Genomic DNA, 13104 nt, shown 5'->3' on the forward strand with positions numbered 1-13104 from the left:
AACAAAAAACATGACAAACTTTAAATTGATTAAGCGAATACATGGCTACTAAAGTGGTGAATCACTAAATGGTAAGCAAAGATCAAGGAATAGGTGGAGCAATCCTCGCAGTCTGCGTCATCGTCGCTGTACTTTACATAGTTGCACTATTTGGTTATCCATGGATAGTGTCCACGTTGAATTGGACATGGCTACCAAGCACTGCTGCCGTATCATATTGGCTTATAGCTGCGCCAGTATTCATCGCGTTCGTCGCAATCCTCTTCATAGGCGCATGGATCGGCTGGACAATGGCAACAACCCCCCCGCCCAAGCCAATCGAAGAAATCACAACTGAAATCGAAGACAAAAAAGAAGAAACAGCCACCAACAAAACTAAATAATCCTCCTTTTACATTTCATCCTTTTTCCTTTTAGTTTTTTTCATCAAACCAAAAGCATGAGACGCCGATTGTCCGCCAAAACTAGGTTTCGTCCCGCATTCTCTTAAGCATACACTCAACGATGCTCTGGCACAACATGCAATCCTCTGGAATCTGCTCCTTCTGCGTCCTCTCACTTAAGTAGCCCATATGGAACTTGCACTCCGACGGATTGCCTGTACTTTTTTCACTTTGCTTTTTCTGGGTTGATTCTTCTTTAAGGGGGGCCTGCGGTAGTTCTATGGTGGGTTCCTCAATCTTGGTTAGGCAGAATGGGCAGGCATAGTAGGGCTCGGTGGGGTCTGCTTGGAGGTTCAGCGTTTTAAGGGGTGCCGTGAATGTCTGCTGGCAAGAAGGGTTCTGGCAAACAAAATTTTTCTTCTCACCCGTACTCATCACTCACCATTCCTGTGGGTATAGACGCTGGGGCTTATAGTTTTGATGAAGCTAAAATATTGATTCTTCCTCTTCAACCTCGCAGGATTGGCTAGGAGACGCCAGCTTATGCAGCGCATCCGCGCCCTCAGCGTAGCCGCTTGCAACCAGCACATCCCCCACCTGAATCCTGGTGTCTTTGCGTGGACGCAGACAGCGGTTATCACGCTTAATCACCAGCACCCACATTCCGGTTTCATCGTGGACCCGCACTTCCCGCAGGGTCCTGCCGACCAGCGGCGAATCAGCGGCGACGCAGGCTTGTTCAACGGTTTCCTCAGCTTCCTCGATGGCTAACTTGAGAATCGGATGGGGCTCCACTCCACGCAGAACCACCTCAGCCATGTCGGCGGCGGCATCAGCTATTTTCTCGGTTGCGATGCCAAGGCGGATTAACCCCAGAAAACCTGAGGCTTCCTCTTTCTTAAAGCCGCTTGTCAAAGCCAGCAATTCAAAGTCAGTGTGTAACGTGTCCATGCGTTCCTCTAGCTGCTCAACTTCTTCAGCTAACTCTTTGCTGTTTAACATAAGTGAGGAGTAAGCTAGATCCATCATTAACTCCGAGGTGTCTTTCAGCTCCACAAATTCAGATACGATTTTTTCGAATTGCGCACGTTTCTCGGTGTCTATGGTGGCGAGTTTGCCTTCGGCTAAATCCTTGAATTCCTCGATGCCTGAGGGTGCGCCGCGGGTGATGAGGGTGTCGCCCTGATAGACCCTTTCGTTTTCTTTGGGGTTTAGAATCCAATCGTGGTTTCTGCGGATAGCAATTATGTCTACGCCCATGCTTGCAGCCAAGTCTAATTCATCAATTTGTTTTCCGATAAGCGAGGAGTTGGGCTTTATGGTTACTTTCATTAATCGCTCCTCGACTTTCTCGAAGATCTCCCCGACGATGGGATGCACCCCGATGTCGTGGGTTACGATGCCTGCGATGTCGGCTGCGGCGTCAGAGATTTTATCGGTGGAAGCCGCCACCGTGGAGACGCCTATGAGTTGCTCGGCGTCTTTGGGGTCTCGTGCAGCAACCATGATTTCCATATCAAGCAAATAGGAGAGGTTGTCCACGCGGTCTTCCAGCGCTAAAACGTCCTCGGCGAGGTCTTTATCGTTGTAGAGGGCAGAGGAATAGGCGAGGTCGATCATTAATTCGGAGAGGTTCTTCATTTCAAGCAACAATTGCCTGACGGGGATAGGTTTGTACTCTAATTTTTCGAAATGGTGCAACTTTAAAAGGGCACTCCAAACCATAGAATACCTATCCTAGCATATTTTACTTGTGCTCAGTTTCTAAAGGAAGAGTAAAATCGCGATAAAGAGCGCTATCGTGGTCAAGGCGTCGGCCAAGGCGCTTCCGAGGGGGATAACAAAGTTGTCGGGGTCCAATCCGCGTTTAAACGTTAAAATCGAAATTGCATAAGTAATCAGGATGACCGCTGAGAAGGCAATCACGTTGGCGACTAAAAGAATCGGCAGCAAAGCCACGACGCCCTCGACGGTTAAAACGCCATTGATGGCTAGCGCCAGCATACCCGTGAAGACGAAGAGCAGAAGAGTCGATGCCCAGGCGCTCACAATGTTTTTGGCATGTTTTTTAATGGAGGAGAATGTGGGCGTTAAAATTCCCAGGGTGAGTTTCACTGTGGCCGCCGCCCCCACCACTAAGCCTGCGTCGCCTATCATGTCAATTATGGCGGGGTACACAGTGAAGATTACTCGTTGTCCGCCTACGACGTCGCTGATGCCCTTGAGGAACGTTCCAGTTATGTTAACCATAAACGCCACCAGAAGCATCGTGGGCAATGATTCCTTGATTATGCTGCGGAACTCTAAGTCTCGGAGGCTCATCGGAACGATGAAGAGTACCAAAAACACGTTGATGAGCCCGAACATAATTATCGTCCACTGCCCCAGCCCCCCCGAGAAGTAGAGGCTCAGGACGGCGATGTAGAGGAAGGTTATGATTATGTTGGCGACTGTAGAGGTCAGCGGGTACCCGATGGTGTCGGGGTCGAGGCCGCGTTTGAAAGAGACAAAGGTGACTTTTACGGTTGTTAGGGTGATAAGTAGCCCCAAAGAGAGGGTTGCAAGCATCACGGAAAGGATGGCTGGAAACTCGTTTACGGTGACTCCCCAAAAGAGGATGCCGAAAAGAATCGATATCGCGCTTATGGTTGCGCTTGTCGCCAAAGTTAAAACAATCATGGCGCTGATGAGTCTACGGAAGCTTTTGGTGTTGCCTAAAAACTTCGGGTACACAGTGCCTAAATGCAGTGCAGTGCTCAGTCGCCCTGTAAGCAAACCCGTGAGGACGCCTTTTACGCTGATGACGGCGGGGTAAAGCGCGATAGCCCACGGGGACTCGTTAAAGAGGCCCAGCTGCAGGGCAACCATGAAGCCAGCGATTAAGCCGCCGATGTCAAAGAGACATGCCAGTGAGGTTTCTTTAAACATGCCAAAGAAACCCTTAGAGATGCCAGCATGTCCTATGTTGGCGCCCTCCTAGCATCCGCTGCTTTTTAGGTTAAATGAGCCATAAGCTGTGCTTCGGTTGCCTTCTACGCGAAGGGTTGGCGCTACGGACCTATTTTTTTGGAGATTGGTGCTGTGGACGTTTACCATAATTTTTCGCCTCTTTGTTTGGCGGTCCACACTTCACTTATCGCGCCGTGTTTGGGCTGCCAAAGCCTCACTTTAACTGCCTGTAACTCTGAAAGATGACTTTTCCTTAAATAGATTATGTATAAGGTTTACCCGCTAAGAGGTGAGTCCCCATACTATTACTGGCGGCATGCATGCCCGCTGGTTTCTTCTAAAGCAACTGCAGCGTGATTTCAATCAGGCTTAAAAGGACTGCAATTAGGCATGCGCCGCAGACGTTTCTTGTCTTCCAAGTTACCCAAAGCGTGGTGGCGAAGGTGAGTGCACTGCATATTTGCCATGGCAGCGAGTTAGACATATAGCTCTGATAGGCCAGCCACGCTATCACCGCCAGTAGCAGCACGTTTTCTTTTCCGAGGAACCGATTGAAGAGGAAGCCGACGAAGAACACCTTTTGCAGCATAACTGAGACTACGCTGACAAGCAAAATCCACAGGATCATTCCGTCTTTGGTGTATCCTTGGACCCACTGCTGGTGAAAGAAGAAATCAGTCGCCAAAAAAAAGGCGGATGCAAAAACTAATCCGGCGGCGCTAAAGGCAACGGTTCTTTTCCAGTTGCTAACTCTAAAACCGAAGTCGTCAACTGTAAGGCGCCTATTCAAGGCAAATATGGCCAGAATAGGCACAGCAGTGTAGGCTATGAGGTTTGTGAGGGCGTAGTTGAGGGTTAAGCCGTTGTCAAATAAGGGGCGTTCAGGCAGAGAGATGGGGAATATGTGCACTATTATGATGCCGTGGAAGGTCTGGAAGACAAAGCCCAGTAAAAAGAGCAGCAGGGTCAACTCAAACAACTTGGTTTGTCCCTGTTTGATTTTTAGGCAGACTGCGATTAAGAAAACAGCTGAAGCGACTGCAAGGACGGTTGCGTTTATTCCGATTGGCCCAAAATACATTGGCCGGGCATATATTGGGAGGCTCATGTGCTTTCGGTATGGGGCTGGGAAGATAGGTTTTGAGGTACAGTTGTTTACCCCAAAGGCAATCGGTGGTTTTAGTTAACAGTAAATCAACATAATCTGCTGTTCTGCTTGTGGCAGATTGCACAACCCGCCAGCAACCGCCTAAGCAGCCTAAAACAGAAAAGCAGCCGCCCCCAAAAGCCGCAGGTAGTTGTTGTGTAAAGGCGCCTTGCCACAACAACAACTAATAAAAAACAAACCCCCCAAACTGATTTACAGCAAAAGAAAAGGTGACGCCGCCCTATACCCTCTTCTCGGCGGCAATGTGGCATCTGGCTGCGTTTGCTGCCTGTTTGGCGGCTAAGCCCTTAAGGCTCCGACGTTTTTGCCTGCTGCTTTTTAGGCTGATACACACACCAGGGGTCCTCGGCTAAGTAATCGCTTTTCTGCTCGGTGGGCACATGGAGGTCGCCGCAGTAATCGACAAAGTCCCCTGATAAGCCATACGCTCGGGCTCGGCAGCCGCCGCAGACCACTTTGAATTCGCAGTCGCCGCATTTGCCCTCAAGGCAACTGGGGTTGCGCAGGTTCTTGAAGACCGGTGAGTTAAACCAGATTTCCTTAAAGCTCACCTCACGCAGGTTCCCCAGCTTAATAGGCAGATAGGGACAGGGGGTTACGTCGCCGTTAGGGTAGATGCGGCAGTAATGCATGCCGGCGAGGCATCCGCGGACCCACTGACGCATATCTAGGCCCATGCCCTGCGCGATACGCATAAACTGGGGTGCGCAGCTGGGCTTTACGTTTAGGCGGTGCCGGTGGACTTTAGCGAAGGTTTTAGTTATCATCTCCTCGTATTTCTCCGGCGAAATATCCTCCAATTTCACCCCGCGTCCCGTAGGCACAAGGAAGAAAAGATGAAAGTTTTCAACGCCAATCGATTCGGCAAGAGACATGATGTCGTCGATTTGGCCATAATTGTCATGTGTAAGCGTCGTGTTAACTTGGACAAGCACGTTGTGTTTCCGCAGAGCCTTACAGGCGTCAACTGCTTTTTGCCATGCACCCTCAACGCCCCGGAACTCATCATGCTGCGAGGGGATGCTTGAGTCAATGCTGATCGAGACCGTGGCTACACCTGCAGATTTAAGCTTCTTAGCTACGGCGTCGTCGATGAGGTAGCCGTTGCTTCCCAACCCCATCTTCAGCCCCTTCTCTACGCCGTACTCGATAAGCTCATAGATGTCAGGGCGCAGCAGGGGCTCGCCGCCGCTGAGGATAAGCAGGGGACTGCTGACCTGGCAGATTTGGTCAATCACCATCTTGGCTTCTTGGGTGGATAATTCGTTGGGCAACTGCTTTTCGGAGGCGTTGATGTAGCAGTGGCTGCATTTCATGTTACATTTAGCGGTAACGTTATAGGACAAGACAAGGGGAACAAACCGGTCCTTGGTCTCTGCCTGGGGCGAGTAGGCAAGTTTAAGGTAGTACTCGCATAAGCCGTCCTTAGCCATAAGTTTAGGCTGCCACAACGTGAAGGGAAACGGCAGAACCGTGTTAAGCATGGCTTTGGCATGTGCAAAGCAGAAGTGATTACAGAAAAGGGCGGAAACCTGGGGGTCGATGCCATATTTTTCCTGAGCATACCTGTGGCTGCCATAGATTGGGCAGTTGAGAAACTCCATTTTGCCGTCAAGTGCCGCTCCATCCATCACCATCTTGATAAAGTGGTCAGCCAGCATAACCGATTGCAGCTTCTCCCGACGCATACCCACCTTCAAGGTAACATCAAGAGCAATGTTAACGGTTTCCTGCCCAAACCTGTCCTGCACAGACGCCATCGCAGCTTCCACATGCTCAAAACCAAACAGTTTCACAAACGCAGAAAGCACCAGCAACCCCTTGATGGTCTCGTATTCTTGCTGCAGCCGCATCAAAATCACCTGTTGCGCCCAGTCACCAAACAGCTTCTCCACGGCTTCTGCTGCAGCGGGGTTGTTGCTGTTTAGCTGCGCCTCTGCCTGTTTGGTTTGCTCTTTTAGCTTTGTGATGAGAGCGATTTTTTCTTCGGAGGTCAGGTGCTTGGTTTCGGCGATTGCGTCTGCATCGTAGCTTAGTATCATGAACTCTTTGGTGAGTTCCTCTGCGTCAGAGTAGAATTCGTTGTAAAACCTGGCTAGGGCAGCTTTGATGTTAGGTAACTGGGCGTTTAGCTCAGTGAGGAGCACCTTTGTTTCTGACTCCATCTTAGTAACCATAGCCATATGATAGAGCAGCGAGCCCATCATGCCTGGGTCAGCTTGTTTGCCGCTTGGGACGCCGCTAAAGATTTGGTTAAATAGCGCCTTTGCAGCTTCAAAATCGCCTGCTCCTATAGCGGCTGCTGCCTGATCAAGCTTACTTTTTCGATCAACAAGCAGCTGAGCCCATTTATGGCATTGTCTAACATCAAAGTTGGTCATGTATGGTACCCCTAAAACTTAAGAGTCCCCTTTGATGGTAAAAAAAGCTAGCGGTACCGTAGCTGCTAGACGATTATGCATCTGACGCTGCAGCATAGATTCGATAGCCTAATTAACCTCCGCCTGAAAGCATATGTCTACGAAAAGGTGGACTCATTGGATTTCGACTTCAACTTAATCTACGCTTTAGTCGGCTTCGTCATCATGTTCGGGTACCTAGGCGTCATCGGCATCAACAAACCCCGCGGCATGAGCATGAAAACATGGTGCGCAGGCTACCTTGCCATGGCCATTGTGTTTGATGTATTAGCCGTCGTCGGCATGGTCTTCGGCTACACCTGGCTAACCTTCCTGCTTATCGGATTAGCCGCCGGCGCATCAACGGGTCTAGCACTGCATGTTTGGCATCACATCACCGAAGAAGGTGACCATGAACACGGCGATGGCGCCTCCATTATGGGTTTTTAACCCCGCCCATACCCTTTTTCATTTCTCAAAAAAACCAAGATAGAACCAACTATGGGCTAGCTGCCTCTTCCCCAGAACCTTTTTCCTCAAGCAGCACACCATATAAGCTCATGTAATCGCGCAGTTGACACAGTATCAGAAAATTCTCCCGCACAAACTCTTTGCCTTTAGCGCCCATCTGCTTTGCCGCCTCCCTGTTTTTTAGAAGAAAAAGCGTGCGCTCAGCCGCCTGCTCCACCGTATTTATCAAATAGCCATTTTCCCCGTCTATTATCTGCAGCGGGATTCCACCAACACGGCGCCCCACCACTGGAACACCTTTCCAAAGCGCCTCCGCCACCGTTAAACCGAAGCCTTCACGCGTGGACATCTGCAAAACCACCTGGGAGGCACTTTGAAATGCATTCACTTCTCGCTCGCGGACTCCTTTAAGGTCAGTGAGGAAATGAATGTCGGGGTCTTCGCCTGCGTGTCTAGCTGACTTTTCAAGGTAAAGCCAGCCTTCAGGGTCATCAGCCGCCATCCCCGCGATGAGGAGCAACTGCACCTCTGGAATCTGCTGCTTAACTATCCGGTACACGTCTATGGCGCCTGAGGGGTCCTTCCAGGGGTCGAAGCGTCCCACCTGAGTGATGATGGGTCGGTCCGCTCTGATGTTGAAGCGCTCCAGAATCGAAAGCACCTCCGTGTCGGGGAGGCTGCGGTTCTTCTCGCTTAGAGGATTAATGCTGGGGGGGCGGATGGCGAGGTTAGGCACGTTGAGGCTGGGCACAACGTATTCTTTGGCGGTGAAGACAGCGGCGTCATATTGGCTGATGTAGGGTTCCAGAAATCCCCAGACCGCTAAATTGGGCGTGGAGAGGTCGACGTGGCAGCGCCAGATCCAACTGTTTTTTCGGTTAGGATAATACTGTATCAGGGCGGCGGGTTGGGCGTCATGCACCATCACGATGTCTGTGTCGAGAATCGAGAGTTCACTGTTCATCTTGTTAAATTCAAGATACATGTTCTCGTCTTCTTTGCTGAGCATTATATTCATGCCCTGCAGGGCGTTATGGATTTTTTTGGTAACGGTAAAGAAGTCAAAGTCGCCCTTGATGACTTCCCAGTGAGCATCCAAACCTACACTGCGCATCAACGGTACTAGGCTGTGGAGGATTTCCGCTACGCCTCCCCCGAAGGGTGTGGAGTTCACATGCGTCACCGATTTCCCCTTTAACTTCTCACCTAGCTCCCGCACAGCCTCTATGAGGTCAGGGGACGCGACGTTATCGAAGTCTTTAAGCTCGATTTTCCTAGTTAACTCAACGTTTAACACAAAAAGCCCTCAAAAACAGTTCCAACGCTTTGGACAAAATATTATTTAGGTCGCCTCTACTAATAATGTTTGTTGGAGTTTTAACGGTTAAACAGCTAGGTCCCCCATGATTTTGAGCGCCCTTTTGTTGACCCTAAAGCTCCGCTTTGACGTTGTGAGGAAAAGCCTTTGCGTGTGGGAGCGGATTATCAAGATGGTACCTGTCACTTTACAGTGTGGGCTCCAAACCGAAGCCGAGTCACGCTTTGGCTCACCGGCGAAAACCAGCATTTAGCCATGGACCCAGCCGGCGGCGGCTACTGGGCGCATGTTGCAGAGGGCTTTGAACCCGGAACCCTCTACATGTATGAGCTCGACGGCGAAGCGGGCTTGCCTGATTCAGCGTCGCATTATCAGCCCGATGGCGTTTTTGGCGCCTCGCAGGTAATTGACCACGATGCTTACCGGTGGAGTGATCGCGGTTGGCGTGGATTGGACCTGAAGGATCTGGTGTTCTATGAGTTGCATGTGGGCACCTTCACTGGGGTGGGCACCTTTAAGGCGGCTGCTGAACACGTCGCTGAACTCTGTGACTTCGGTGTAAACGCCATAGAGTTGTTGCCTATCGCCCAGTTTTCAGGCAAACGCAACTGGGGCTACGACGGCGTGTTTCCCTTTGCAGTACAGAACAGCTACGGGCGACCCGACGACCTCAAAGCCCTCGTTGACGTCTGCCATCAGCATGGGGTAGCGCTGTTTGTGGACTTCGTCTACAACCATCTGGGCCCAGAGGGCAACTGCCTAAACAATTACGCACCCTACTTTCCCAGCACAAGCATGGGGCAATGGGGCTCCAACCTTAACCTCGACGGAGAACAAAACGGGGGAGTACGCAATTACTTTTTGGAGAACACCCTGCATTGGCTAAGCCACTACCACCTCGACGGCATCCGCCTCGACGCCATATACGCCATGCATGACAGCAGCGCATGCCACTTTCTAGCTGAGCTAAACCAGAAAGTCCACCATTACGCTGAGGGCGCAGGCAGAAAAATCCATCTGGTCGCGGAAAGCGGCTACAACATCCCCCAGGTGCTCACGCCAATCGAGAAGGGAGGCTGGGGGTTTGATGGGCAGTGGCTAGACGATTACCAGCATGCACTCTTTGCGTTGCTCACTGGAGAGAAGGAAGGATACTATAGCCTCTACGGGGGGCTGCCGGATTTAGCTGACGCCCTAAGTGACGCCTACGTTTACGTGGGACAAGAACCCGATATGAAGCGCCGATTACCCAGCGAATCCTACAGGTGGATACCCGCATGGAAACTGGTGGTTTTCTCGCAGAACCACGACCAAGTCGGCAACCGCCTCAGCGGAGACCGCCTCTCAGCCATCGCAGGCACCGAAGCTGCTAAGCTTGCCGCTGGCGTTGTTTTGCTCTCGCCCTATGTGCCGCTGCTCTTCATGGGTGAAGAATACGGGGAAACAGCGCCGTTTCTCTTCTTCACCGACTACCAGAACCCGGAGCTTGGCGACGCGGTAAGAGAGGGCAGAATACGGGAGTTTGCGCATTTCCACTGGCAGAGCCAAGCCCCTGATCCCCAAAGCGCCGAGACCTATGAGCGCTCAAAGCTTAACTGGCAACTGCGCTACTCGGCTAGAGGCGAGGAGGTTGCGTCGTATTACCGTGCCCTGCTGATGCTGAGGCGAAAGTACCCTCTCTTTAGGGTGCAGGCTGAGAGGCAAATCAGGCAGGTCAGCATCCAGGGAAATTTACTATTCATGGATAAGCAGGGTGGTGAGGCAGCAGCCGGAGTTGTCGCCAACTTTGGAAAAGACGCGGCTAGCTATGCTTTTCCCTTCGAAGGCGGCGGATACAGCAAAATTTTTGATTCAGCCGACTATTCAGCGGCCGATAAAGCCTCAGCTTTGTCTTCTTCAGCCGCGGAGGGGGAAACGCAGGTGATAGGGGGCTTCGGCTTGGCTGTCTACTATAAAGAGCCGCAGGAGACGCTGCCGGTTGGCTGAGCGCTCCATCTGCATCCATGGCCATTTCTATCAGCCGCCACGCGAAAACCCCTGGCTTGAAGAAGTTGAGTTCCAGGAATCCGCGCAGCCCTACCATGACTGGAACGAACGCGTAACCGCCGAATGCTATGCCCCCAACGCGGTGTCAAGGGTGATGGATCAGGATTGGCGCATAATCGGCTTAATCAACAATTACACTCGTATCAGCTTCAACTTTGGGCCCACTCTGCTGCATTGGTTGGCAAGGGCAAAGCCGCAGGTGTACGAGGCTATCCTTAACGCTGACCGCGAAAGCATGAATAACTTTTCGGGGCATGGCTCCGCCATAGCGCAGGTCTATAACCACATGATTATGCCGCTGGCGAATCGGCATGACAAGCAGACGCAGGTGAAATGGGCAATCGCTGATTTCCAGAAGCGGTTTGGGCGGTTCCCCGAGGGCATGTGGCTGCCTGAAACCGCCGTTGACACCGAAACATTGGAGGTTCTGGCAGAGAACAACATGAAATTCACGATTCTTTCTCCGCATCAAGCACTCAAGATGAGGCAGATAGGCAAGGAGGAGTGGCTGGATGTGTCGGATAGTAAAATAGACCCCAGACGCGCCTACCGCTGCGATTTGCCCTCTGGGAAAGTTATTACGCTGTTTTTCTTTGATAAACGCACCGCAAGCGACATCGCCTTTGGCAACCTGCTTAACAACGGAGAAGCCTTCGCTAAACGGTTAATTGACGCCTTCAAAGACAACAGTGAAGAGGCGCTGATTGAAAGCGTCGCCAGCGACGGCGAACTCTACGGGCACCATCACCCCCACGGCGACATGACGCTGGCATACTGCATCTACCATATAGTGCTAAATGAAGCTGCGAAACTCACGAACTTCGGAGAATTCCTCGAAAAGCATCCGCCCCAGCATGAAGTGCAGATTCAGCAGAACACTTCTTGGAGCTGCATTCATGGTGTTGAGCGGTGGAGAAGTGACTGCGGAGACAACATGGGCAGGCCGGGTTGGCATCAGGCTTGGCGTAAGCCCCTGCGGGAAGCCATGGATATGCTTCGAGATGCGTTGCTTCCCCGTTTTGAGGCGGATGCTTCCCTGTACCTCAAGGACCCTTGGGCTGCCCGGGATGACTACATCGAAGTGATTTGGGATCGCTCCAAAGAATCCATCACCAACTTCCTTTTTAAGCATGCAACACGCGTGTTGACTGAGGCGGAGGTGCGGCGTGTAATCAAGCTGATGGAGATGCAGCGGCACGCGATGCTCATGTACACAAGCTGCGGCTGGTTCTTCGATGAAATCTCAGGCATCGAAACCGTGCAGGTAATGATGTATGCTGCCCGCTCAATGCAGCTAGCCGAGGAACTATTCGACATAGACCTCGAAACGCCCTACGTAAAAATCCTGCGGGAAGCGCCCAGCAACATACCTGAATTCAAAAACGGCGCCAAAATCTACAGCATATTCATCAAACCCGCCGTTGTTGACTTCGCAAAAATCAGCGCCCAAAACACCATTCGAGAAATCTTCGCAGAGAACATCCAATCCGCTCCCACCCTGCCCAAGATGCCTAATTACTGCTTCAGTGCATCCGTTGACAGCGAAGTAAAACGGGACGACGGCAAATTCCGCCTCATTGTAAATCAATCCACCATCTTCTCCAAAGTCACGCTTGAAGAAGAAAATTTTAGCTGTGCCGCCATCTGGATGGGCGACCATAACGTTACCTGCGCCGTTAAAGCCGACATGAAAAAGCACCTGTTTAGCAAGATGCGCAGCGAGTTGGTTGCAAGCTTCGAGAAAGGCCAGATAAACGAGATAATTGTGGAGTTAGCACGGCATCTGGGGCAAGATAGCTATTCGCTTAAGGACCTCTCCAAAGACGATCAGCGCTTCATCCTCGAGTACATCGTTGAGGACGGCTTAAAGAAAGCCAAAGACCTCTATGACATCATCTACCATGATAACTCTACCCTGCTGCGGTTTATGAAGGAAAGCCGTATTCCATCGCCTAGACCCCTGCGGTCCGCCGCTGAAATTGTCATCAACATGGATATGGAAAACCTGCTTTATGAGGAATCGGTTGATTTGAAAAAACTCGAGAAACTCATCGGGGATTCTCGTTCCCTATCGGTGAAGCTTGACTCTGAGCTTTTAGGGTTTCAGGCCAGCCAGAAAATCGCCTCTGAACTCAGCAAACTCGCCATGAACCCAAGGGACATAGAAGCCCTTAAGAGGACCACGGAACTGATTCGCCTGCTCATCGTGCTGCCGATAGCGCTTAACCTTTGGGAATCCCAAAACATCGTTTTTACAATCGTCCAGAATCAGTATCAGACCGTGAAGGACCATGAGGATGAAGATTCAAAGACATGGGTTGCTGCCTTCAATGAACTATGCAACCTTTTAGGGATAAGGCTGGTGTAGAT

The 13104-nt window shown here is 51.2% G+C and carries 10 protein-coding genes; 4 read left to right on the top strand and 6 right to left on the bottom strand.

Annotated elements, in window-relative coordinates; translation table 11 throughout:
• Positions 1-68 precede the first annotated feature (68 nt).
• Positions 69-383 carry a hypothetical protein gene (locus NWE93_09030; protein ID MCW4000371.1) on the top strand — a complete coding sequence of 105 codons (315 nt, stop codon included), beginning with the start codon at positions 69-71 and terminating at the stop codon, positions 381-383.
• 81 nt (positions 384-464) lie between these two features.
• Here the strand turns inward: NWE93_09030 and NWE93_09035 are convergent, their stop codons facing one another.
• The 5 genes from NWE93_09035 to NWE93_09055 form a co-directional block, all read right to left on the bottom strand.
• Positions 465-818 (bottom strand): hypothetical protein, encoded by a 354-nt coding sequence (locus tag NWE93_09035; protein MCW4000372.1) that lies wholly within the window; start codon positions 816-818, stop codon positions 465-467.
• Positions 819-869: 51 nt separating this feature from the next.
• Complete coding sequence (locus tag NWE93_09040) at positions 870-2024, bottom strand: hypothetical protein (protein ID MCW4000373.1); 1155 nt, start codon at positions 2022-2024, stop codon at positions 870-872.
• A 123-nt stretch (positions 2025-2147) separates the two neighbouring features.
• Positions 2148-3311, bottom strand: a complete 1164-nt coding sequence (locus NWE93_09045; GenBank protein ID MCW4000374.1) for a magnesium transporter — start codon at positions 3309-3311, stop codon at positions 2148-2150.
• A gap of 358 nt (positions 3312-3669) precedes the next feature.
• Positions 3670-4440, bottom strand: a complete 771-nt coding sequence (locus NWE93_09050; GenBank protein ID MCW4000375.1) for a hypothetical protein — start codon at positions 4438-4440, stop codon at positions 3670-3672.
• Between the two features lie 347 nt (positions 4441-4787).
• A complete protein-coding gene (locus NWE93_09055) occupies positions 4788-6881 on the bottom strand; it encodes a radical SAM protein (protein MCW4000376.1) in 2094 nt (697 codons plus the stop codon).
• Positions 6882-6956: 75 nt separating this feature from the next.
• Between NWE93_09055 and NWE93_09060 the strand changes: the two genes are divergently transcribed.
• On the top strand, positions 6957-7349 hold the full coding sequence (locus NWE93_09060) for a hypothetical protein (protein ID MCW4000377.1): 393 nt from the start codon (positions 6957-6959) through the stop codon (positions 7347-7349).
• 49 nt (positions 7350-7398) lie between these two features.
• Here NWE93_09060 and NWE93_09065 read toward each other — a convergent pair whose 3' ends face one another.
• Positions 7399-8667: a glycosyltransferase gene (locus NWE93_09065; GenBank protein MCW4000378.1), complete on the bottom strand. Its 1269-nt coding sequence runs from the start codon at positions 8665-8667 to the stop codon at positions 7399-7401.
• Positions 8668-8841: 174 nt separating this feature from the next.
• On the opposite strand from NWE93_09065, the gene treZ reads away from it, so the two are divergent.
• Both treZ and NWE93_09075 read left to right on the top strand, forming a co-directional pair.
• A complete protein-coding gene (treZ, locus tag NWE93_09070; GenBank protein MCW4000379.1) occupies positions 8842-10674 on the top strand; it encodes a malto-oligosyltrehalose trehalohydrolase in 1833 nt (610 codons plus the stop codon).
• Positions 10667-13102, top strand: coding sequence for a DUF3536 domain-containing protein (locus NWE93_09075; protein MCW4000380.1), 2436 nt, complete (start codon positions 10667-10669; stop codon positions 13100-13102). Before treZ ends, NWE93_09075 begins: the two co-directional genes overlap by 8 nt.
• The last annotated feature ends 2 nt before the right edge of the window (positions 13103-13104 follow it).

Source organism: Candidatus Bathyarchaeota archaeon (assembly GCA_026014735.1).
Taxonomy (GTDB): domain Archaea; phylum Thermoproteota; class Bathyarchaeia; order Bathyarchaeales; family Bathycorpusculaceae; genus Bathycorpusculum.